The sequence below is a fragment of the Zestomonas insulae genome, assembly GCF_016901015.1.
GTDB classification, from domain to species: domain Bacteria; phylum Pseudomonadota; class Gammaproteobacteria; order Pseudomonadales; family Pseudomonadaceae; genus Aquipseudomonas; species Aquipseudomonas insulae.
The window spans coordinates 22861-44073 of sequence record NZ_JAFEUP010000008.1 but is presented as its reverse complement, the minus strand read 5'-3'; the positions used below and the strand labels follow the sequence as shown (position 1 = coordinate 44073).

18 protein-coding genes are annotated in these 21213 nt (G+C 65.8%); 11 read left to right on the top strand and 7 right to left on the bottom strand.

Features of this window, described 5'->3' with window-relative positions; translation table 11 throughout:
- Positions 1-12: 12 nt before the first annotated feature.
- Positions 13-1428 (bottom strand): acetyl-CoA carboxylase biotin carboxylase subunit, encoded by a 1416-nt coding sequence (locus tag JQX08_RS22055; RefSeq protein WP_205350614.1) that lies wholly within the window; start codon positions 1426-1428, stop codon positions 13-15.
- A gap of 190 nt (positions 1429-1618) precedes the next feature.
- Between JQX08_RS22055 and JQX08_RS22050 the strand changes: the two genes are divergently transcribed.
- The gene (locus JQX08_RS22050; RefSeq protein WP_283246554.1) at positions 1619-2572 is read left to right on the top strand and encodes a LysR family transcriptional regulator; all 954 of its coding nucleotides are present in this window, start codon (positions 1619-1621) and stop codon (positions 2570-2572) included.
- On the opposite strand, the gene JQX08_RS22045 is transcribed toward JQX08_RS22050, so the two are convergent.
- The gene (locus JQX08_RS22045) at positions 2523-2735 is read right to left on the bottom strand and encodes a PA3496 family putative envelope integrity protein (protein ID WP_205350613.1); all 213 of its coding nucleotides are present in this window, start codon (positions 2733-2735) and stop codon (positions 2523-2525) included. The genes JQX08_RS22050 and JQX08_RS22045 overlap by 50 nt on opposite strands.
- Positions 2736-2822: 87 nt before the next feature.
- The gene (gene hexR, locus JQX08_RS22040) at positions 2823-3689 is read right to left on the bottom strand and encodes a transcriptional regulator HexR (protein ID WP_205350612.1); all 867 of its coding nucleotides are present in this window, start codon (positions 3687-3689) and stop codon (positions 2823-2825) included.
- Positions 3690-3863: 174 nt separating this feature from the next.
- On the opposite strand from hexR, the gene zwf reads away from it, so the two are divergent.
- From zwf to JQX08_RS22015, 5 genes are all read left to right on the top strand, one after another.
- Positions 3864-5285 carry a glucose-6-phosphate dehydrogenase gene (gene zwf, locus JQX08_RS22035; RefSeq protein ID WP_239482329.1) on the top strand — a complete coding sequence of 474 codons (1422 nt, stop codon included), beginning with the start codon at positions 3864-3866 and terminating at the stop codon, positions 5283-5285.
- 175 nt (positions 5286-5460) lie between these two features.
- Positions 5461-5979 carry an Hcp family type VI secretion system effector gene (locus JQX08_RS22030; protein ID WP_205350610.1) on the top strand — a complete coding sequence of 173 codons (519 nt, stop codon included), beginning with the start codon at positions 5461-5463 and terminating at the stop codon, positions 5977-5979.
- Between the two features lie 64 nt (positions 5980-6043).
- A complete protein-coding gene (locus JQX08_RS22025) occupies positions 6044-8068 on the top strand; it encodes a type VI secretion system Vgr family protein (protein ID WP_205350609.1) in 2025 nt (674 codons plus the stop codon).
- Between the two features lie 29 nt (positions 8069-8097).
- Positions 8098-10683 (top strand): hypothetical protein, encoded by a 2586-nt coding sequence (locus JQX08_RS22020; protein WP_205350608.1) that lies wholly within the window; start codon positions 8098-8100, stop codon positions 10681-10683.
- Entirely contained in the window at positions 10673-11179 is a 507-nt protein-coding gene (locus tag JQX08_RS22015) for a hypothetical protein (protein WP_205350607.1), read from the top strand. The genes JQX08_RS22020 and JQX08_RS22015 overlap by 11 nt, the downstream gene beginning before the upstream one ends.
- Before the next feature lie 20 nt (positions 11180-11199).
- On the opposite strand, the gene JQX08_RS22010 is transcribed toward JQX08_RS22015, so the two are convergent.
- On the bottom strand, positions 11200-11871 hold the full coding sequence (locus tag JQX08_RS22010; protein ID WP_205350606.1) for a hypothetical protein: 672 nt from the start codon (positions 11869-11871) through the stop codon (positions 11200-11202).
- A 142-nt stretch (positions 11872-12013) separates the two neighbouring features.
- Positions 12014-14899 carry a putative bifunctional diguanylate cyclase/phosphodiesterase gene (locus JQX08_RS22005; protein ID WP_205350605.1) on the bottom strand — a complete coding sequence of 962 codons (2886 nt, stop codon included), beginning with the start codon at positions 14897-14899 and terminating at the stop codon, positions 12014-12016.
- A gap of 180 nt (positions 14900-15079) precedes the next feature.
- On the opposite strand from JQX08_RS22005, the gene uvrD reads away from it, so the two are divergent.
- The 3 genes from uvrD (at position 15080) to JQX08_RS21990 (ending at position 18380) form a co-directional block, all read left to right on the top strand.
- Positions 15080-17266 carry a DNA helicase II gene (uvrD, locus tag JQX08_RS22000; protein ID WP_205350604.1) on the top strand — a complete coding sequence of 729 codons (2187 nt, stop codon included), beginning with the start codon at positions 15080-15082 and terminating at the stop codon, positions 17264-17266.
- Between the two features lie 74 nt (positions 17267-17340).
- Positions 17341-17916, top strand: coding sequence for a TetR/AcrR family transcriptional regulator (locus tag JQX08_RS21995; RefSeq protein ID WP_205350603.1), 576 nt, complete (start codon positions 17341-17343; stop codon positions 17914-17916).
- A 26-nt stretch (positions 17917-17942) separates the two neighbouring features.
- On the top strand, positions 17943-18380 hold the full coding sequence (locus JQX08_RS21990; RefSeq protein ID WP_205350602.1) for an EamA family transporter: 438 nt from the start codon (positions 17943-17945) through the stop codon (positions 18378-18380).
- Here JQX08_RS21990 and JQX08_RS21985 read toward each other — a convergent pair whose 3' ends face one another.
- Positions 18381-19007 carry an FMN-binding negative transcriptional regulator gene (locus tag JQX08_RS21985; RefSeq protein ID WP_205350601.1) on the bottom strand — a complete coding sequence of 209 codons (627 nt, stop codon included), beginning with the start codon at positions 19005-19007 and terminating at the stop codon, positions 18381-18383.
- A 193-nt stretch (positions 19008-19200) separates the two neighbouring features.
- Between JQX08_RS21985 and JQX08_RS21980 the strand changes: the two genes are divergently transcribed.
- A complete protein-coding gene (locus JQX08_RS21980; RefSeq protein WP_205350600.1) occupies positions 19201-20055 on the top strand; it encodes a Tim44 domain-containing protein in 855 nt (284 codons plus the stop codon).
- Positions 20056-20107: 52 nt separating this feature from the next.
- Here JQX08_RS21980 and JQX08_RS21975 read toward each other — a convergent pair whose 3' ends face one another.
- Positions 20108-20572, bottom strand: coding sequence for an aminoacyl-tRNA deacylase (locus JQX08_RS21975; protein WP_205350599.1), 465 nt, complete (start codon positions 20570-20572; stop codon positions 20108-20110).
- Between the two features lie 189 nt (positions 20573-20761).
- Here JQX08_RS21975 and JQX08_RS21970 point away from each other — a divergent pair, with 189 nt between their 5' ends.
- The gene (locus JQX08_RS21970) at positions 20762-21169 is read left to right on the top strand and encodes an SMI1/KNR4 family protein (RefSeq protein WP_205350598.1); all 408 of its coding nucleotides are present in this window, start codon (positions 20762-20764) and stop codon (positions 21167-21169) included.
- Positions 21170-21213: the final 44 nt, after the last annotated feature.

Sequence of the window (21213 nt, the reverse complement as noted above, 5' to 3'; positions counted from 1 at the left end):
AGAATTCTCCCCTTACAGGCCGGCGTGGGCGGCAATGGCGGCGGCGATGGCCAGGGCCAGCTCGTCGGGTTTGCGCTTGATCGAATAGTTGGTCAGTTCCGGGTGGGCCTCAACGAAACTGGTGTTGAACTGGCCGCTGCGGAACTCCGGGTTACGCAGGATTTCCTGGTAGTAAGCGGCAGTGGTCTTCACCCCCTGCACGCGCATGTCGTCGAGCGCACGCAGACCGCGGTCCATCGCCTCTTCCCAGGTCAGCGCCCAGACGATCAGCTTCAGGCACATCGAGTCGTAGTACGGCGGAATGGTGTAGCCGGTGTAGATCGCCGTGTCGGTGCGCACGCCGGGGCCGCCGGGTGCGTAGTAACGGGTGATCTTGCCGAACGAGGGCAGGAAGTTGTTCTTCGGGTCCTCGGCGTTGATGCGGAACTGCAGGGCGAAGCCGCGATACTGGATGTCTTCCTGCTTGACCGACAGCGGCAGGCCGCTGGCGATGCGGATCTGTTCGCGGACGATATCGATGCCGGTGATTTCCTCGGTGATGGTGTGTTCCACCTGCACCCGGGTGTTCATCTCCATGAAGTACACCTCGCCCTCGGCGAGGAGGAACTCCACGGTACCGGCGTTCTCGTAGCCGACCGCCTTGGCCGCGCGCACCGACAGGTCGCCGATGTAGGCGCGCTGTTCGGGGGTCAGCTGTGGGCTGGGGGCGATCTCGATGAGCTTCTGGTTGCGGCGCTGGATCGAGCAGTCACGCTCGAACAGGTGCACGGTGTTGCCGAAGCTGTCGGCGAGCACCTGGGCCTCGATGTGCTTCGGGTTGACGATGCACTTCTCGAGGAACACCTCGGCGCTGCCGAAGGCTTTGGTCGCCTCGGAGATCACCCGCGGGAAATTCTGTTCCAGCTCCTCGGCGCTGTTGCAGCGACGAATGCCGCGACCGCCGCCGCCGGAGGTGGCCTTGAGCATCACCGGGTAGCCGATCCGCTCGCCTTCGCGCAGCGCTTCGGCGATGTCGGCGACGTTGCCTTCGGTGCCTGGAGTGACCGGAACGCCGGCGGCGATCATGCTGCGTCGCGCTTCGGTCTTGTCGCCCATACGGCGAATCACTTCCGCCGATGGGCCGATGAACTTGATGCCGCGCTCGGCGCAGATGTCGGCGAGCTCAGCGTTTTCGGAGAGGAAGCCGTAGCCCGGGTGCAGCGCGTCGCAGCCGGTCTCCACCGCGAGGTTCACCAGCTTGCGCGGGTTCAGGTAGCCGGCCAGCGGTTCGGCGCCGATGCTGTGCGCCTCGTCGGCACGCTTGACGTGCAGCGCGTGGCGGTCCGCCTCGGAGTAGATGGCCACCGAGCGGATGCCCATCTCGGCGCAAGCGCGCACGATACGGACGGCAATCTCGCCGCGGTTGGCGATCAGGATTTTCTTGATCACGGCAGGTTTCCCTCAGCCTGATGAACGGGCAAGCGGTCGGTGGACCGCTCGACGCGGGATCGCAGCGCAACGCCCGATCACGCCTTAACCGTAGCGCCGTGAGCGGATTAACTAAAATCAATATTTGTTGGGTTAGCTATTAGCTACAACTTATAGTTGAGACTTCAGCAACCGCAAGAACGGTGATCGAATGCGTAAGTCATTGATGCGCATGACATTGCGCCAAATGCAGGTGTTTCGCGCGGTGTGCGACAGCCGCTCCTACAGTCGCGCCGCAGAAGAAATGTCGCTCACCCAGCCGGCGGTCAGCCTGCAGATTCGCCAGCTCGAGGAGCTGGTCGGCCAGCCGTTGTTCGAGTACGTCGGCAAGAAGCTGTACCTCACCGACGCCGCCGAGGCGCTGCTCAAGGCCAGCGCCGACATCTTCGGCCGCCTGGAAAGCCTCGACATGCAGCTCTCCGATCTGCAGGGTTCGCTGCAGGGCCAGCTCAACCTAGCCATCGAGTCGAGCGCCAAGTACTTCGTGCCGCACCTGTTCGCCGCCTTCCGCCAGCAGCACCCGGAGGTCAGCCTGCAGCTCACCGTGGTCAACCACGCCCAGGCGGTGCGCCGCCTGTCGGTGAACCGCGACGACCTGCTGATCATGTCGCAGGTGCCGAGCGAGCTGTCGCTGGAATTCTTCCCTTTCCTCACCAACCCGATTGTCGCCGTGGCGCCGCCGGAGCATCCACTGTGCCAGCGCGACACCTTGCGCCTGGCCGACCTCGGCGCCTATCCGCTGCTGATCCGCGAGACCGGCTCCGGCACGCGCAAGGCCTGCGAGGAATACGCCCACCAGAAACGCGCGCACTTCGCCCAGACCATGGAAGTCGGCTCCAGCGAGGCGCAGGTGGAAGGTGTGTTGGCCGGGCTCGGCGTGGCGCTGCTGCCGCGTCATGCGGTGCGCCAGGAGCTGGCGCTCGGCGTGCTGCGCGAGCTGCCGGTGGAAGAGCTGCCGCTGCAGCGCAGCTGGTGCGTGGTCTATGGCCGCGGCAAGCGCCTGTCGCCGGTTGCCGCGGCCTTCCACAGCTTCATCCGCGAGGAACGTTCGGCGATCAACGCGCTGGCTGCGCGCTTCGCCGGAAGCGCGAGTGCGCTGCAATAAGGTAGTCGGCGGCCACCAGCTCCGGGTAGGCGGCCAGTTCGTGCTGCAACTGGCGCTGCTCGGCGTAGGCCTCGATGGCGCGGCGGAACGCCATGCGGCGCAGGTCTTCCTGCTGGCGACGGGTCTTGCTGGCGCTGTTCGATTCGCTGGTCTGGCGGTTCATCTCGGCTCTCCCAGGTGCAAGGGCGGGGGAGCCTCAGCATGGGCGGCCGAGATGACGCTTTGACGGCAGGCGGATGAATCCGCGGTGTCAGTCTTCGACGACCTTCACCGTCTTCGGCGACAGGCGCAGGCTGCGCAGACTGCGCTTGACGCTCTTCAGGTGGTTGACCAGGGTCGGCCCGCGGGCCATGGCCACGCCCATCGCCAGCACATCGATGACCACCAGGTGGGCGATGCGCGAGGTCAGCGGGGTGTAGATCTCGGTGTCTTCCTGCACGTCGATGGCCAGGTTGACGGTGGCCAAGTCGGCCAACGGGGTCTGGCTCGGGCACAGGGTGATCAGCGTGGCGCCGGCTTCGCGCACCAGGTTGGCGGTGATCAGCAGGTCCTTGGAACGCCCGGACTGCGAGATGCACACCGCCACGTCGGTCGGCTTGAGGGTCACCGCCGACATCGCCTGCATGTGCGGGTCGGAGTAGGCCGCCGCGGTCAGCAGCAGGCGGAAGAACTTGTGCTGCGCGTCGGCGGCCACCGCCCCGGAGGCACCGAAGCCGTAGAACTCGATGCGCTGCGCCTGGGCACAGGCGCCGATGGCGCGCTGCAGCGCCTCGGGGTCGAGCTTCTCGCGCACCTCGATCAGCGTGTGCAGGGTGGTGTCGAAGATCTTCAGGCTGAAGTCGGCGACCGAATCGTTCTCGTTGATCGCAAACTGGCCGAAGCTCGCGCCGGCGGCCAGGCTCTGCGCCAGCTTCAGCTTGAGGTCCTGGAAGCCGCTGCAGCCGATGGCACGACAGAAGCGCACGATGGTCGGCTCGCTGATGCCGACGTTATGCGCCAGATCGGCCATCGAACTGTGCATCACGGCGGCCGGATCGAGCAGCACATGATCGGCAACCTTGAGTTCCGATTTGCGTAACAGGTGACGCGACTGGGCGATGTGCTGCAACAGATTCACGAAGGCAGACTCTCAATCAAGGGTGACGGACAGACCGAATGAGGCTCCATGCGACACGGACTCGGTTATGATCGGCACTTGCCGGGTTGTAGTGCGCTTGTAGTTATACTACATAAGTGCGCCCGGCGCTCAGCTAAACCCTGTCCGGAGAGTGTTTTGACCGTTCCCTGCGACATGCTGGTCTTCGGTGGTACCGGCGACCTGGCCTTGCACAAGCTGCTGCCAGCGCTCTATCACCTGCACCGTGACGGCCGCCTGGCGGCGCAGACACGCATCCTCGCCCTCGCCCGCCAACCGCTCAGCCGTGCCGACTACCAGTCCCTGGCCGAACGCCGGTGCCGCGCCCAGGTGGCCCGCGCCGATTTCGACACGGCGACCTGGCAGAGCTTCGCCGAGCGCCTCGACTACTTCGCCATGGACGTCTCGCAGAGCGCCGACTTCGGCCGTCTGGCCAAGCGCCTGGATAGCCACGAGCGAGTGCAGGTGTACTACCTGGCCACCGCACCGGACCTGTTCGAGGACATCGCCGCGCACCTGGCGACCGCCGGCCTGGCCGGCCCGTTGTCGCGCATCGTGCTGGAGAAACCGATCGGCCACTCGCTGGATTCGGCGAAGGCGATCAACGCGGCGATCGGCGCGGTGTTCGATGAGTCGCGGGTGTTCCGCATCGACCACTACCTGGGCAAGGAAACCGTGCAGAACCTCATGGCGCTGCGCTTCGCCAACGCGCTGTTCGAGCCGATCTGGCGCGCCGGGCACATCGACCACGTGCAGATCAGCGTGTGCGAAACCCTCGGCGTGGAGAACCGTGGCGCCTACTACGACCGCTCCGGGGCGATGCGCGACATGCTGCAGAACCACCTGCTGCAGCTGCTCTGCCTGGTCGCCATGGAGGCGCCGGTGCGCTTCGACGCCGAAGCGGTGCGCGACGAGAAGCTCAAGGTGCTGCAGGCGCTCAAGCCGATCCACGGCCTCGACGTGCAGGACACCACGGTGCGTGGCCAGTACGTCGCCGGCAAGATCGGCGGCCAGGAAGTACCGGCCTACTACTTCGAGAAGAACGTCGACAACGACAGCGACACGGAAACCTTCGTCGCCCTGCATGCCGAGATCGACAACTGGCGCTGGGCCGGCGTGCCGTTCTACCTGCGCACCGGTAAGCGCCTGGCAAAGAAGAGCTCGGAGATCGTCATCCAGTTCAAGCCAGTGCCGCATCGACTGTTCAATGGCGGCGAAGCCAACTGCCTGCTGATCCGCCTGCAGCCGGAAGAACGCATCAGCCTGCAACTGATGGCCAAGGCGCCGGGCAAGGGCATGCGCCTGGAGCCGGTGGAACTCGACCTCAACCTGGCCCAGGCCTTCCAGCAGAAGCGCCGCTGGGACGCCTACGAGCGCCTGCTGCTCGACGTGATCGAGGGCGACTCGACGCTGTTCATGCGCCGCGACGAAGTCGAGGCGGCGTGGAGCTGGATCGACCCGATCCTGCGCGGCTGGCACGAGTACTATCAGAGCCCGCGCCCCTACCCGGCCGGCTCCAGCGGCCCGGAGCAGGCCCACGGCCTGCTCGAGCGGCATGGCCGCGCTTGGCACGAGTAATTGCGCAACGCTTGCCCGCGCACTGCGCCAACGCTGGCGCAGTTGGCCGCCGCCAGGCCGTCTAACAAAACAGCTAACGCATTGATATTCCTGCAATAAAATTGACTGGCACGCTCCTTGTTAACGCTTCGGCTCCGGACCAGAAGGTCCATGAACCCCCGCAAGGAGAGCACCCATGCCAACACCCGCGTACCTGGCCCTCGAAGGCACCAAGCAAGGCCTGATCACCGCCGGCACCTTCACCGAAGACTCGGTCGGCAACATCTTCCAGGAAGGCCACGAAGACCAGATCCTGGTCCAGGCCTTCAACCACCAGGTGATCATCCCGCGTGACCCGCAGTCCGGCCAGCCGACCGGCCAGCGCGTGCACAAGCCGCTGATGATCAGCAAGGTGTTCGACAAGTCGTCGCCGCTGATCTTCAACGCCCTCACCTCCGGCGAACGCCTGAACAAGTGCACCCTGCAGTGGTACCGCACCTCGGCCACCGGCACCCAGGAGCACTACTTCACCATCCAGCTGGAAGACGCGGTGATCGTCGACGTGCAGTCGCGCATGCCCAACTGCCAGGACCCCAACCAGGCGCACTTCACCCACCTGGAAGACGTCTACTTCACCTACCGCAAGATCGTCTGGACCCACGAGATCTCCGGCACTTCCGGCTCCGACGACTGGCGCTCGCCGATCAGCGCCTAAGCCGTCATGACCTCGGTCGGCCCGTCCGGCCGAGGTTGCTCCCCGCCACCCTCGAGGAACACGGATGTTCTCTCCCGCCAACCAAGCGCAATTCAGCCTGCGGCTGCCCGGCCGCGAGCACGATTTGCAGGTACTCGCCTTCCACGGCCGCGAAGCGCTCAACAGCCCGTTCCGCTTCGACATCGAACTGGTCAGCGAACGCGCCGACCTGGACCTGCAAGCCTGGCTGCACCAGCCGGCCTTCCTCGCCCTGTCGGCCGACGGCAGCGGCATCCACGGCCTGATCCAGCAGATTGCCCAGGGCGAGAGCGGCCGCCGCCTGACCCGTTACCAGCTGCGCCTCGAGCCCCAACTGGCCTACCTCGCGCATCGCAGCAACCAGCGCATCTTCCAGCGCCTGAGCGTGCCGCAGATCCTCGCCAAACTGCTCGAAGAGCACGGCATCTTCGCCGACGCCTACCGCTTCCAACTCGGCACGGCCTACCCGGCCCGCGAGTACTGCGTGCAGTACGACGAATCCGACCTGCACTTCCTCCAGCGCCTGTGCGAAGAGGAAGGCATTCATTACCACTTCCAGCATCAGGCAGACGCCCACCTGCTGGTGTTCGGCGACGACCAGACGGTGTTCCCCAAGCTGGTGCCGGACCGCTACCAGCAGGACAGCGGCCTGGTCGCCGACCAGCCGGTGATCAAGCGCTTCGGCCTGCGCCTGGCGATCCGCAGCAACCGCGTCAGCCGCCGCGACTACGACTTCCTGCAACCGCGCCTGCTGATGGAAAGCGCCGCCAGCGCCAACCTGCAACCGGACCTGGAGGACTACGACTACCCTGCGCGCTTCACTGACCGCGCCCGCGGCAAACACTTGGCCCGTCGTGCCCTGGAACGCCATCGCGCGGATTACCAGTTGGCCGAAGGCGACAGCGATCAGCCGCTGCTGCGCAGCGGTCATTTTCTGCAACTCGACGCTCACCCGCGCGCCGCCTGGAACCAGTTGTGGCTGCTCCACGAAGTGCTGCATGAAGGTAAGCAGCCGCAGGTGCTGGAAGAGGCGATCCCCAGCCAGGTCAGTGCCCAGGACGGTTTCCAGCAGGGCTATCGCAACCACTTCCGCGCCGCGCCCTGGGACGTGCCGTTCCGCCCGGCACTGGCGCATCCGAAACCACGCGTGCTGGGCAGCCAGACCGCGGTGGTCAGCGGTCCGGCCGGTGAGGAAATCCACTGCGACGCCCACGGCCGGGTCAAGGTGCAGTTCCACTGGGACCGCCACGGCCGCGCGGATGACCAGACCAGTTGCTGGCTGCGCGTGTCCTCGTCCTGGGCCGGCGACCGCTATGGCGGCGTGGCGATTCCGCGGGTCGGCATGGAGGTGCTGGTCAGCTTCCTTGAGGGCGATCCGGATCAGCCGCTGATCAGCGGCTGCCTGTACCACGCCGAGCACGTACCGCCTTACGAACTGCCTGCGCACAAGACTCGCAGCGTGTTCAAGACGCTGAGTTCGCCCGGCGGCGGCGGTTACAACGAACTGCGCATCGAGGACCGCCAGGGCCAGGAGCAGATCTACCTGCACGCGCAGCGCGACTGGGACGAGAACATCGAGCACGACCAGAAGATTCGCGTCGGCCATGAGCGCCACGACACGGTGCAAGCCAACAGCTACACCGAACTGCAGGCCGAAGAACACCGCACCACCCACGGCGATCGCAAGGTCGAGCTGCGCGCCGACGACCACCTCGCCGTCAGCGGCAGCCAGCACCTCAAGCTGGGTGCCGGCCAGTTCGTCGACGCCGGCCAGGAAATCCACCTGAAGGCCGGGCAGAAGCTGGTCCTCGATGCCGGCAGCGAACTGACCCTGAAGGTCGGCGGCACCTTCATCAAGCTAGACGCCAGCGGCATCACCCTGGTCGGCGCCCTGCTCAAGCTCAACTCCGGCGGCAGCCCCGGCAGCGGTGCCGGCCTCGCGATCAAGGCGCCGCTACGCCCCGGCATCGGCGACAGCGCCATGGCCGGCGAGCGTCCCGCGCCGGCGCCGGCCAGTCAGCCGCCAGCGGCCGACGAGCCGCCCCCGCGCATGCTCAATTTTTCCTCGTGACTGCTCGCCAACGGACTGGACCGCCACGCATGGACAAACTCGCGAAAATCGAACGCTGGGCGTTCCCCTTCAAGGCCAAGGGCGCGAGCCCCGGCGCCCTCCCACAAGCAGTCAGCGACCCGCTGCTCTACTACCGCGCCTTGGCGGGCGCCCATGGCGGTGCCTATCCGCTGGCCGACAACGGCCTCTGGCACGGTGGCGTGCATTTCGACGACGGAACCGCGGGCCTGCTCGAGCAAAGCAGCGTGCACTGCATCGCCGACGGCGAAGTGATCGCCTACCGCATCGATGAGCGCTACCCCACCAGCCAGTACGAAACAGGCACGGCGACCTACTCGACCGGTTTCGTGCTGGTCCGCCATCGCCTGGAAATGCCGGTACCGCAGGACAAGCTCTGCACGCGCATCCCCGAGCTGACCTTCTACAGCCTCTACATGCACCTTCAGGACTGGGCCGGCTACCAGCAACCCGGTGCGGCCGCACCCGCGGCCTTCCTCGGTCCGGTGCACTACCGCATCCAGCCGGACAAGGCCCGCGATGCCTTTCGCGGGCTGTTCGTGCGCGCCGCCGCGCCCGGCCACGTCGAGCACTCGCGCAAGATCGCCCTGTTGCCGAAAGGCTGCACCGTGCGGGTGGGCGAGACGGCCCCCGGCAACGCCAACTGGCGCCGCCTGCTGCAAGTCATCGACGGCCAGCTGTTCCCCGCACAGGCCAGCTGCAGCGGCTGGGTATTCATCGGCGAACTGGAGCGCAGCGCCGAGGCGGACGTCTACCTGGTCGGCGCGCGTGCCAACGATCATGACCCGACGCTGCTGCCGGGACAGGGCCTGAACGTGCGCCAAAGCGCCAAATCAGTCGCCCCGGTAACCGGCGTGCTACCCGCCGAAGCGACCCTCACGCTGGCTCCCGGCATGGGTGACTATCGCCAGCTCGAGCGCATCGTCAGCGGCCAGGAACACACCCCGCTGACGCCCGGCAGCGCCAATCACCTGCGCGGCTATGTGCACTTCGCCTCGCTGCGACCGCAGCTGACGACTCCCACGCTTAACCGCGTGCACGTGCTGGCAAAACCGCAACCGATCAAGGCGGGCGAGCTGGTCGGCCATCTCGGCCACTACCGGAACCACAACCAGGGCCGCGCGGCGCCGCTGCTGCATCTGGAAACCTTCAGCTGCGATGACGTCCCCGCGTTCATCAACCAGTGCCGCCAACTGGCAGCCCTGCTGCCGGACAGTCAGAAAACCCTGCTGAAAATCCACAAGGGCGCCAGCCAGCTGATCCCCCACCGGGAGGGCACAACCCCGGATATCTGTATGCGCGGCGCAACCATTGGCGTCGATCTCACCCTGCCGATCAGCTATCTGGACAGCTTGCCGGCCACTCACAAGCAGCAGGTCAGCTACAACGTCCCCGGCAGTCGCGAACCGCGCGTTGTCCGCTGGTGGCGCCTGGACAACCTGCTGGTCGACCAAGCCGGCCAACCCATCAATGGCTGGCTGGCCGAACAAGAGCTGATCACCACCCGCCACAGCCCCTGGGAATGGGAAGGCTTCGACTGCCTGGAGGAGACCTGCCAACCAATCGACCATCTGGCTCTGCAACTCGACGCCTGCGGTCAGTTGAGTGCCGCCGAGCGAAGCACCTACCGCGCGCAAATCGAACGAGCCAGCCTCAGCCCGATTTACCAGCGCTTGCGACAGATCATCGATAGCAATCGCGATAAACAGCTCGCCCCTGCGGAAATCCGCACGTCGCTGGAAAAGCCCTGGAGCGCACAAGCGATTTCGCGCCTGATCGTGCGCTATGAAAGCGAGTGGGGTTGGAGCCCTGAACGGTGGGAAGCGCTCGAGCCGATCATGAGTGGAGCTCCGGGACAATCTAACGTGCAGTGGGCGGAAGAAAAGAAACGAATCAAGCATCTGTCGTGGTGGGCAGAAGCTGGATTACCTGGCGGACCGACGAATCACTTCCATCCGCTCGCGCTGCTCAACACCTTCAATGCCCAACGAGGAAAAAGCGGCTGGGCTCGCAGCAAATTTGCAGACCTGCTCGGAAAGGTAGAGTCAAAGAACGATTACTCAGCGTACAACCGTACGACGCCGGCACCGCTGCGATCTTTTTATAAGACCAATTTAACCTCCCTGACGATTTCGCAAGTGCAGGAAAAGCAAGCCGCTCGGGAAATGTTTGCCATTGGCAGGTATCAATTAATTCCGGACACGCTGGCTGCCGCAATAAAGCACTTGAACCTTGACACCTCAATAAAATTTGACGAGGCGACGCAAGATAAAATCTTCGAAGAATACTTAATAAAAATTAAGCGCAAAGCATTGATCAACTTCCTTGAAGGTGAAGGCAGTGTTGAGGATGCGATATACGCTTGGGCAATGGAATTTGCATCCGCAGGGGTCCGGAAAGGAAGAAGTATCAGCCCTACCCTGAAACGGGATAAAGACGGAAAAATCGCAAGAGAAGGAGGAAAGAAAATCTTTCTACCCCGTACTGCCAGCTATGAAGGTCAGTCGTACTACGCTGGCGACGGTTTAAACTCCGCGCATATTTTGCCGGATGAAATGGTCTGCGCACTCAACGAGTCCAAAAGAAATGGCAAGTAAATCAATCCTGCAAAAGCTAATTCTTCTTGGAGCCCTGCTCCCTGCACTGCTCTGCTCTGCCGCAGAACCACGCTTCGATGACTACAAAGTCCTAGCAATTTTCGACGATACGAGCAACGCCGCGGCCGCAGGAAGGCAGAGCGATGATGCGCAGTCGGATCTTCGGGAGCAGGCGGCAAAGCAACCGGCGAATTTTGCAGGTCACTATATAGTTCTCACTAGCGGCTGTGGGGGAGGCGCTATCTGCGGCGAGATACTTGATGCCAAATCCGGGCGCGCCGTGACGGGGCTACCAAACGCCTACCTGATCCTAAGCGAAGATGGCACAAGTGCATTTGATGCGATATTTCAGGAAAATAGCCGATTAATAATTATCAGTGGCATTGCTGCCGATCCGGAGCTTGGATTAAACAATGAACCGATTCCGCGCAAGGATCGAACTCGTTACTACGAATTCGATGGTAAATCCTTAAAACTATTGTATTTGGCTGAATAATTCGGAAACGATCTTGCTACTCAGCCAAGAGTATCTGTTGCCTCTTTAAGTCGTAACGAAAAATGCGTTCCGAGGGCGTTGTTGCTTGCTCTTAACAGCTCCGGATACAGCAACTTTAGCGTGGTGTTCCGCAATTCCTCACACACATCCGCCTGCCGCTGAAGCGGTAAACCGCTCAGTACGCGCACAGCCACCGCAGGATTGCCGTCGGCGATGGCCGCTTCGGTGAGCTTGCCCAGATAGCCGCTGGAGAAGGTGCGCAGCGCCTGCACAATCAGGTCCATGTCGCGAATGTGGCGGGCGATCTGCAGGACGTTTTCCGGCGAGTTGAGGCCGAAGATCAGCACCTTGACCTGCTTGGCCGACAGGCATTCGGCATAGCGTGCGGCGGTAGCGAATTCGCGGTCGACGCACAGCTGGCGGGCGACCTCGAGGTGCAGGCTGTCGGGCAGGCTGAGGTAGGCCTCGAGAATGCGCCGCGGATCGAGGTGCACCACGGCCTGGGCGAGAAACTCGATGGGCAGGGCGACGATCAGCTCGCGCAGTTGCGCGGCCGCCATATGCGGCGCCAGCTGCGCCGCGCGCTGTGGGCCGAGCTGCAGGACCACAGGCACTTTCAGGGCCAGCGGCGCGGCACCCTGCGCCGCGAGCAGCAGGCGCATTGCGATACTCAGGTCAGGCTTTTTTGCCATACAGGGAATCCTTCTCCGACCAATCCAGCGACAGCGCGGTGGCGCACCGCGACCCCGCCGAGCATGGGGTGAAGGCCCACCAGCGCACAGCCATCTTTGATTGGGCGAAACGCGCGGCAACGTCACCGCGCGCGGCGGACTGTTACCGCCAGAGCGTGGCGGCCTGCTCCTTGAGCAGTTCGACGAAGACCTGCGCCTCGACCGGCCGGCTGATCAGGTAGCCCTGCACTTCGTCGCACTGCTGCGACTTGAGGAAGTCCATCTGCGCCTGGGTTTCCACGCCCTCGGCGACCACCTTGAGCTCCAGGCTGTGGGCCATGGCGATGATCGCCCGGGTGATCGCCGCATCCTCGCCGCCCACCGAGAGGTCGCGGATGAAGGTCTGGTCGATCTTCACGTAGTCGACCGGGAAGCGCTTCAGGTAACTCAGCGAGGAGTAGCCGGTGCCGAAGTCGTCGATCGCCAGCTTGACCCCCAGTTCGCGCAGCTGGCGGAAGGTGGTGATGACGTTTTCGACATTGTCGAGCAGCTGGCTCTCGGTCAGCTCCAGCTCGAGCAGGCGCGCCGGCAGGCCGGTTTCATCCAGCACCTGGCGCACCAGGCTGGTGAGGTTGCCCTTGCGCAGCTGGTGCACCGAGATGTTCACCGACACGCGCAGATCGGCCAGTCCCTGGCGTTGCCAGTCGCGCGCCTGCTGGCAGGCCTTGCGCAGCACGAACTCGCCGATCGCGCCGATCAGCCCGGTCTCCTCGGCCAGGCCGATGAAGTCGCCGGGCGACACCAGGCCCTGCTCCGGACGGCGCCAGCGCACCAGCGCTTCCGCCGAATTGATGCTGTCGTCGGCGAGACACAGCTTGGGCTGATAGAACACCTCCAGCTGGCCCTGCTCGATGCCTTTGCGCAGCTGGTTTTCCAGTTGCAGGCGCTCGACCGTGCAGGCCTGCAGGTTGTCGGTGAAGAACTGGAAGGTGTTGCCGCCGAGGTGCTTGGCGTGTTGCATGGCCATGCCAGCCTGACTGACCAGGGTGGAAATCTCACGCGCGTTTTCCGGCAGCAGGCTGATGCCCAGCGAGGCGCTGACCACCAGCTCGTGGCCGCCGACGCTCATCGGCACGCGCAGCTTGGCGAGCAGACGGCTGGCGGTGCGCGCCAGGCTCGACAGGCTGACGTAGGAATCCAGCAGCACGGCGAATTCGTCGCCGGACAGCCGCGCGATGGTGTCCGCTTCTGGCACCGCCTGGGTCAGCCGGCGGCTCATCTGGCGCAGCAGCTGGTCGGCGACTTCATGGCCGAGGCTGTCGTTGAGCAGCTTGAAGCGGTCCAGGTCGATGTGCAGCAGCGCCAGGCTGCGGCCGCTCTGCCGCGCGCGTTCGCCGGCTTGGTGCAGGCGTTCCTTGAACAGCGAGCGATTGGCCAGGCCGGTGAGGTCGTCGTACTGCGACAGGTAGCGCAGGCGTTCCTCGGCCTCGCGCCGCGCACTGAGGTCGGCGAAGAAGCCGACGATGTGAATGACCTGGCCCTGGCGGTCGCGCACCGCGTTGAGCTGCAGCCACTGCGGATAAAGTTCGCCGTTCTTGCGACTGGAGATCAGCTCGCCCTGCCAGCTGCCGCTGACCTCGAACTCCTGGCGAATCTGCGAGTAGCGCTGGCGGCTTTCGCGATCGCCGACGATGTCGTTGACCAGCCGGCCGACCAGGTCCTCGGCACGGAAACCGGTCAGTTGGCTGAACGCGCGGTTGACCGCCAGCACCTGGTAGTCGGTGTCCAGCACCACGATGCCTTCGTGCGCGGCCTCGAAGACCATCGCCGACAGGCGCTGTTCTTCCTCGCGGTTCTTCCAGTGGCTGATGTCGCGACGGGTGCCGAGCATGCGCACCACCCTGCCCTCGGCATCGCGGTCGACGCCGCGGCCGCGGTCCTCGACCCACACCCAGTGGCCGTCGGCATGCCGCACGCGGTACTCGATCTGGTAGCCGTCGGTGAGGCCCTTCATGTGCTCGACCAGCGCACGGCGCAGTGCCGGCAGATCGTCGGGGTGCAGGCGCGGCTTGAGATGGCTGAGCACCCCCGTCACTTCCTGCGGGTCGATGCCAAAGATTTCCTGCAGGTGCGAGTGGTGCACCTCGTCGGTGACCAGGTCCCAGTCCCACAGCCCCAGCTCGCTGGCTTCCAGAGCCAGGCCCAGGCGCTCCTCGCTCTCACTCAGCGCGTGGCCGGCGGCGTCGCGCTCGCGGGTGCGCTGCACCACGCGCTGCTCCAGCTCGTCATGCGCCTGGCGCAGCTCGCGCTCGGCACGGCGGCGCTGTTCGATCTCGTGGGCCAGCTCGAGGTTGAGGCCGTCGGACTGCAGCTTGGCCTGCTCGAGGTGCTGGATCAGCGCCAGGTTGTGGAAGCGCTGCAGCAGGCTGCGCTGCACCAGGCGATTGACCTGCAGCGCCACCACCATCAGCGCCACCAGCAGGATCGCGGCGAGCAGGCCCCAGCCACGCAGCATCTCGTGGCCGCTGCCCAGCAAGTAGCTGACCGAGGGTAGCAGGCACGGCAGGGCGAAGCTGAGGAAGGCCGGCAGGCTGATCGCATAGGCGACGCTGGCGGAGAGGATCGCCGCGGCAATCAGACCGAACACCATGGCCTGCTGGATGAAGGCATCGGCGGGCACCAAGGCGATGGCGCCGGCGGCCAGGGTCAGCCCGGACGCCGCGGCGCCGAGCAGGAACATGCGTCGCCAGTGCGGCTTGCTCTGCCGGCTCGGCAAGGCGAGGTTGAAGGCCGACACCTGAATCAGGCGCAGCACCGCGAGCAGCACCAGGGTCAGCAGCCAGCCGGACAGCCACACACTCTGCCGCTCATTCCACATGAGCACCGCACTGGCCAGACCGCTGAGCAACATGAACAGGGTGGGAATGCGCGAGCCCTGGTAGAGCAGGCGCGTGCGTTCGACGGCGAGCTCCGCGGCAAACTGCTGGCGGATTTCGCGATCGGCGTCCACTGACAGCCCGTTGCGCACGGGCTTCGAAGAAACGTTCATAGGCGCTGTTCTTGTAATAGTTCGGCCTAGGGGAGAGCGGGAGCATAACCGAGCCGCTCGCATGCCCCAATACTCAAATGGGCGCAACATTCACCGCACCAATCTTTAGTTGAGCGAAGCGTCTGCCACCGCTGGCCGGCGCGGTTTGCCCCGCCCCGCCCCACCCCCTAGAATGCCGCGATGCTGAACGATCCCGAACTGCTCCTCGCTTCCCTCAATGATGCCCAATGCCGCGCCGTCGCCGCACCGCTGGGCCGCCAGCTGGTGCTGGCCGGCGCCGGCTCGGGCAAGACCCGCGTGCTGGTGCACCGCATCGCCTTCCTGATCCAGATCGAGAAGGCCTCGCCGCACAGCCTGCTGGCGGTGACCTTCACCAACAAGGCCGCCGCCGAGATGCGCCATCGCATCGAGCAGTTGCTCGGTCAGAACCCGGCCGGCATGTGGGTCGGCACCTTCCACGGCCTGGCCCACCGCCTGCTGCGCGCGCACTGGCAGGAAGCCGGGCTCAGCCAGAACTTCCAGATCCTCGATTCCGACGATCAGCAGCGCCTGGTCAAGCGGGTGATCCGCGACCTCGGCCTCGACGAGCAGCGCTGGCCGGCGCGCCAGGCGCAGTGGTTCATCAACGGGCAGAAGGACGAGGGCCTGCGTCCGCAGCACATCCAGGCCAGCGGCGACCTGTTCCTTGCCACCATGCGCAGCATCTACGAGGCCTACGAAGCGGCCTGCGCGCGCACCGGGGTGATCGACTTCTCCGAGCTGCTGCTGCGCGCGCTCGACCTGTGGCGCGACCACCCGAGCCTGCTCGAGCACTACCGGCGGCGCTTCCGGCACATCCTGGTCGACGAGTTCCAGGACACCAACGCCGTGCAGTACGCCTGGCTGCAGCACCTGGCCAAGGGCGGCGACAGCCTGATGGTGGTCGGCGATGACGACCAGTCGATCTACGGCTGGCGCGGCGCCAAGATCGAGAACATCCAGCAGTTCTCCAGCGACTTCCCCGACTGCGAGCTGATCCGCCTGGAGCAGAATTACCGCTCCACCGCCGGCATCCTCAAGGCCGCCAACGCGCTGATCGCCAACAACCAGGGGCGCCTGGGCAAGGAGCTGTGGACCGAGGACGGCGACGGCGAGCCGATCGCCCTGTACGCCGCGTTCAACGAGCACGACGAAGCGCGCTACGTGGTCGAGAGCATCGAGAGCGCGCTGCGCAAGGGCCTGGCGCGCCGCGAAATCGCCATCCTGTACCGCTCCAACGCCCAGTCGCGGGTGCTCGAAGAAGCCCTGCTGCGCGAGAAGATTCCCTACCGCATCTACGGCGGCCAGCGCTTCTTCGAGCGTGCCGAGATCAAGAATGCGGTGGCCTACCTGCGCCTGCTCGACGGCCGCGACAACGACGCGGCGCTGGAGCGGATCATCAACCTGCCGCCGCGCGGCATCGGCGAGAAGACCGTCGAGACCCTGCGCGAGCTGGCCCGCGAGCACAACCTGTCGCTGTGGAGCGCGCTGCACCAGGCGGTCGGCAACAAGCTGGTCAACGGCCGCGCGGCCAGCGCGCTGAATGCCTTCGTGCAGCTGGTTGACGAGCTGGCGCTCAAGGTGGAAAGCCTGTCGCTGCACCTGATGACGCAGATGGTCATCGAGCAGACCGGGCTGATCACCTACCACAAGGAAGAGAAAGGCGAGAAAGGCCAGGCGCGGGTGGAAAACCTCGAGGAACTGGTCAGCGCCGCGCGCGCCTTCGAGCACGAGGAGAGCGAGGAAGACCTGACTCCGCTGCAGGCCTTCCTCGGCCACGCCTCGCTGGAGGCCGGCGACACCCAGGCCGGCCCCGAGGAAGACTGCATCCAGATGATGACCCTGCACAGCGCCAAGGGCCTGGAATTCCCCATGGTGTTCCTGGTCGGCCTGGAAGAGGGGCTGTTTCCGCACAAGATGAGCCTGGAAGAACCCGGCCGCCTGGAAGAGGAACGCCGCCTGGCCTACGTCGGCGTGACCCGCGCCATGCAGCACCTGGTGATCAGCTACGCGGAAACCCGCCGGCTGTACGGCAGCGAGACCTACAACAAGGTGTCGCGCTTCGTCCGCGAAATCCCCCCGGCGCTGATGCAGGAGGTGCGCCTGTCCGGCAGCGTCAGCCGGCCGACCGCGCTGGGCAACACCAGCCGCAACGCCAGCCTGTTCGCCAACGCCGAAGTACCGGACACCGGCTTCAACCTCGGCCAGGCGGTGCGCCATGCGCTGTTCGGCGAAGGGGTGATCCTCAACTTCGAAGGCTCCGGCGCCCACGCGCGGGTGCAGGTGAAGTTCGAGAACGAAGGCAGCAAGTGGCTGATGCTCGCCTACGCCAAGCTCGAAGCGCTGTAAGTCACCGGCGGCCATCGGTCGCCTGTCCCGTCCCACCCGCCCAGCGCCGCCATACTGAGGGGCGGAGGTGGGCCATGTCCGAATCCCCCAGCGCCGCGCAAATCCTCGACACCGCCCTCAACCTGGCCGCGCAGTGCGGCTGGGAACGCCTGCAGCTGCACGCGGTGGCCGCCGAACTGGGGGTCGGCCTGGACGCCATCGCCGCGCATTACCCGCAGAAGGACGACCTGGTGGAAGCCTGGTTCGACCGCGCCGATCAGGCTCTGCTGCGCCACGCCGCCGAGCCGGCCTTGCTCGAACAGGACCCCGGGCAGCGTCTGGAAGAGCTGCTGCTGGCCTGGCTCGCCGCCTTGGAGGAGTACCCGGCGGTGACCGCGCAGATGCTGCTGTACAAGTTCGAGCCCGCCCACCTGCACCTGCAGGTGCTTGGCCTGCTGCGCATCAGCCGCACTGTGCAGTGGTGGCGCGAGGCGGCGCGGCGCGACAACCATCACCTGGCGCGGGTGGTCGAGGAAAGCCTGCTCACCGCCGTGTACCTGCGCAGCTTCGTGCACTGGCTGCGCCACCCGCACGAGCCGCCGGCGCTGCTGCGCGCCCATCTGCACCGCCAGCTGCAGCGCGCGCCGCTGCGCCAGCTGTTGCGCCACTGAGGATGCCGACGCTGAGGGAACGGCCGATGAGCACCGACCTGCTGAATTCGTGGACCTTCTGGGCGCTGCTCTCGGCGCTGTTCGCCGCGCTGACGGCGATCTGCGCCAAGGTCGGCGTCGCCGAGGTGAATCCCGACTTCGCCACCCTGCTGCGCACCGCCGTGGTGCTGCTCAGCCTGGCCCTGCTGCTGCGGCTGACCGGGCAGTACCAGGCGCTGGCGAGCATCTCGGCGAAGAGCTACCTGTTCCTGCTGCTCTCCGGGCTGGCCACCGGCGCCTCCTGGCTGTGCTACTTCCGCGCCCTGAAGCTCGGCCCGGCCTCGCTGGTGGCGCCGGTCGACAAGCTCAGCGTGGTGCTGGTCGCGCTGCTCGGCGTGAGCCTGCTCGGTGAGCGCCTGGAGCTGCGCCAGTGGTGCGGCATCGGCCTGGTCGGCGCCGGTGTGGCGCTGCTGGCCTGGCGCTGATCAGGCGTCATCCATCTGCTGCGCCAGGCGCCGCTCGCATTCGCGCGGCGAGGCGGCCAGGCCGGCGCGCACCCCGGTGTGGTCGGCGGCGCTCTTGTTCTGGCTGAGTTTCCAGCTGCCCTCGAGGCGACGGATCGGCACGGCGAAGCCGATGATCGCGCGCAGCATGCTGTCGATATAGTCAGCCGGCGCGTCGCTCACCGCCCAGGGTTGCGCGCGACTCTGCTCGTGGTGCGCGCTGAGGCGGCTGACCAGCGCCAGCAGGCGCTCGCGGTCGTCGAAGGTCTCCACCGTGCCGTAGGCGTGCACCGCCTGGTAGTTCCAGGTCGGCACCACCTTGCCGTGCTGCGCCTTGCTCGGATAGAAGCTCGGGCTGACGTAGGCCTCGGCGCCCTGGAACAGCAGCAGCGCCTCCTGCCCCGCCAGGCTGCGCCATTGCGGGTTGGCGCGGGCGAAGTGGCCGTACAGGGTGCCGAACTCGCCTTCCTCGCGCACCAGCAGCAGGGGTAGATGGCTGGCCTGCAGGCCCTGCACATCGTGGCTGACCAGGGTCGCCAACGGCGTCGCCTCGATCAGCGCGTGCAGGCTTGGCAGATCGGTCTGGGCAAAGGCGGAAGGAATGTACACGGCGCGGCTCCTCTCGGCAGGCGTGGCACAGGTGTAACGCAGATCGGTGCGGCCGGCTAGGCACGGGCGGCCAGGTACAGTTGCCCGGATACAGACTCGCGGCATAAATCCCGAAACACTCTGCGGCTGGCCAAGCCCGCCTGGAGGCGGCAGCATGACGCGCGTGCAATCCATAACAACGGGACATCCCACCATGCAACGTTTCCTCAGCATCGCCCTGGCCCTGTGCGTCAGCATGACGCTGGCTCTCGACGCCAACGCCGCCAAACGCATGGGCGGCGGCAAGTCGTTCGGCGCAGCGCCCACCCACCAGACCCGCCAGGCGCAGCCGCAAACCCCGGCCGCCGCCCCTGCAGCCGCCGGCAAACCCGCCGCCGCGGCGAGCGGTGCCTCGCGCTGGCTCGGCCCGCTGGCCGGCATCGCCGCCGGTGGCCTGCTCGCCTCGATGTTCATGGGCGACGGCTTCCAGGGCTTCCAGTTCTTCGACTTCCTGATCCTCGCGCTGATCGCCTTCGTGATCTTCCGCTTCATCGCCGCGCGCAAGGCCGCCGCTCAGCAGCAGGGCCGCCCGGCGGCAGCCGGTGGTCATCCGTTCCAGCAGCGCGAGATGCCGCAGCAGCAGCCGAACATCTTCGGTGGCGCCGCGCCGAGCGCCGCACCGGTGACCCTCAACGCGCCGGCCTGGTTCGACGAGCAACGCTTCATCGAGGCCGGGCGCAGCCACTTCCTCGCCCTGCAGCAGCACTGGGACGCCGCGGAGATGGACAAGATCGCCGAATTCGTCACCCCGTCGATGCTCAGCTTCCTCAAGCAGGAACGCGCTGACCTCGGCGACGGCTTCCAGTCGACCTACATCGACGACCTGCAGGTGCAGCTGGACGGGATCGACGAGCTGGCCGACAAGACCGTCGCCACCCTGACCTTCAACGGCGTGGCGAAGACCTCGCGCTTCGACCAGGGCGAAGCGTTCAGCGAAAGCTGGCGCATGGAGCGGGTCAACGGCGACAACCAGCCGTGGCTGGTCGCCGGTATCCGCCAGAACGGCTGAGCCGCACAGCGTTAAAAGGAACCCGGGCTTGCCCGGGTTCTTTTTTGCCCGCTCAGTGGCACAGCTCGCGCACCTCGGCATGCGGCACCAGCTTGAGGTAGTCGTCCATGCGCAGGTGCAGCAGGTGCTCGTGGTCGCCGGCCTCCAGGTAGATGTCCTGCTGGCGGGTCAGCTGCGGGTCGACCAGCATCTTCATGCCGTACGGCTCGCCGAGCGCGGGCACCGCGCCGACCTCGCAGTCGTGGAACAGGCTGGCCACCGCCGCCTCGCTGCTCAACTGCCAGTCCGCCCCGCTGTGCCGCACCCGGCTCATGTCCAGATGCTGGCTGGCCGGCACCACGGCCATCAGGAAATGCCCGTGGCGATCGTCGAGGATCACCGACTTGGCCATCCGCTCGGCCGGCACCGCCGCCACTCGCGCCGACTCCAGGCTGGTCATCGAATGGGGGTGGACCACCACGTCGAATTCGCACTTCGCGCTTGCCAGGCTGCGCTGCACCGTCGTTGCCATGCGCATGTTGCACCTCCAGAGGAACCGCTGCTTGCCTGCTCAAATTTTAGCCAGCACCCCGCCGGGCGGCTGCAACGCTTGGTGCTAGCCAGGGCCGCCGACAGCAGCTTCGGCGCTAAGTCGCCGGCGCGGAAAATTTCCCCGTCCCGCGCGCTACTGTATAAAGCGCATCCCATCGCTCAAGGTCCCATCGCCATGGAAGAAGTCATCGAACAACTGCGTGAACTCAACGAACCGGTGCCGGTGCCGCTGGAGCTGCCGGACGAGGAGACCCTGGTGGAAATCCAGGAGCAGATCCTCATCCACCTGCCCTTCGAGCTGCGCGAATTCCTCCTCAAGGTCAGCGACGTGGTGTACGGCCGCCTCGAGCCGGTCACCGCCGCCGACCCGCAATCGCACACCTACCTGCCGGAAGTCACCTCGGTGGCCTGGGACCTCGGCGTGCCGCGCGACCTGGTGCCGCTCTGCCAGGACGGGCGCAACTACTACGTGGTCGACGTCGAAGGCCAGGTGCTGCTGTGGGATGGCGACGAGGGCGAGCTGACCGACGAGGTGTGGGACTCGGTGTGGCACTGGTGCCGCGACGTGTGGCTGGAAAGCTGAGTTCGCCGCAGCTTGGTAGGCGCGAATTCATTCGCGATGCGCGC

What these genes read in the sequence shown, in the direction of transcription:
- uvrD (WP_205350604.1), top strand. Translation starts at nt 15,080, where the DNA reads ATGCTGAACGATCCCGAACTGCTCCTCGCTTCCCTCAATGATGCCCAA.
- JQX08_RS22015 (WP_205350607.1), top strand. Translation starts at nt 10,673, where the DNA reads ATGGCAAGTAAATCAATCCTGCAAAAGCTAATTCTTCTTGGAGCCCTG.
- JQX08_RS21995 (WP_205350603.1), top strand. Translation starts at nt 17,341, where the DNA reads ATGTCCGAATCCCCCAGCGCCGCGCAAATCCTCGACACCGCCCTCAAC.
- JQX08_RS22020 (WP_205350608.1), top strand. Translation starts at nt 8,098, where the DNA reads ATGGACAAACTCGCGAAAATCGAACGCTGGGCGTTCCCCTTCAAGGCC.
- JQX08_RS22010 (WP_205350606.1), bottom strand. Translation starts at nt 11,871, where the DNA reads ATGGCAAAAAAGCCTGACCTGAGTATCGCAATGCGCCTGCTGCTCGCG.
- JQX08_RS22005 (WP_205350605.1), bottom strand. Translation starts at nt 14,899, where the DNA reads ATGAACGTTTCTTCGAAGCCCGTGCGCAACGGGCTGTCAGTGGACGCC.
- JQX08_RS21980 (WP_205350600.1), top strand. Translation starts at nt 19,201, where the DNA reads ATGCAACGTTTCCTCAGCATCGCCCTGGCCCTGTGCGTCAGCATGACG.
- JQX08_RS21970 (WP_205350598.1), top strand. Translation starts at nt 20,762, where the DNA reads ATGGAAGAAGTCATCGAACAACTGCGTGAACTCAACGAACCGGTGCCG.
- JQX08_RS22045 (WP_205350613.1), bottom strand. Translation starts at nt 2,735, where the DNA reads ATGAACCGCCAGACCAGCGAATCGAACAGCGCCAGCAAGACCCGTCGC.
- JQX08_RS21990 (WP_205350602.1), top strand. Translation starts at nt 17,943, where the DNA reads ATGAGCACCGACCTGCTGAATTCGTGGACCTTCTGGGCGCTGCTCTCG.
- JQX08_RS22030 (WP_205350610.1), top strand. Translation starts at nt 5,461, where the DNA reads ATGCCAACACCCGCGTACCTGGCCCTCGAAGGCACCAAGCAAGGCCTG.
- JQX08_RS22050 (WP_283246554.1), top strand. Translation starts at nt 1,619, where the DNA reads ATGCGTAAGTCATTGATGCGCATGACATTGCGCCAAATGCAGGTGTTT.
- zwf (WP_239482329.1), top strand. Translation starts at nt 3,864, where the DNA reads ATGCTGGTCTTCGGTGGTACCGGCGACCTGGCCTTGCACAAGCTGCTG.
- JQX08_RS22025 (WP_205350609.1), top strand. Translation starts at nt 6,044, where the DNA reads ATGTTCTCTCCCGCCAACCAAGCGCAATTCAGCCTGCGGCTGCCCGGC.
- JQX08_RS21975 (WP_205350599.1), bottom strand. Translation starts at nt 20,572, where the DNA reads ATGCGCATGGCAACGACGGTGCAGCGCAGCCTGGCAAGCGCGAAGTGC.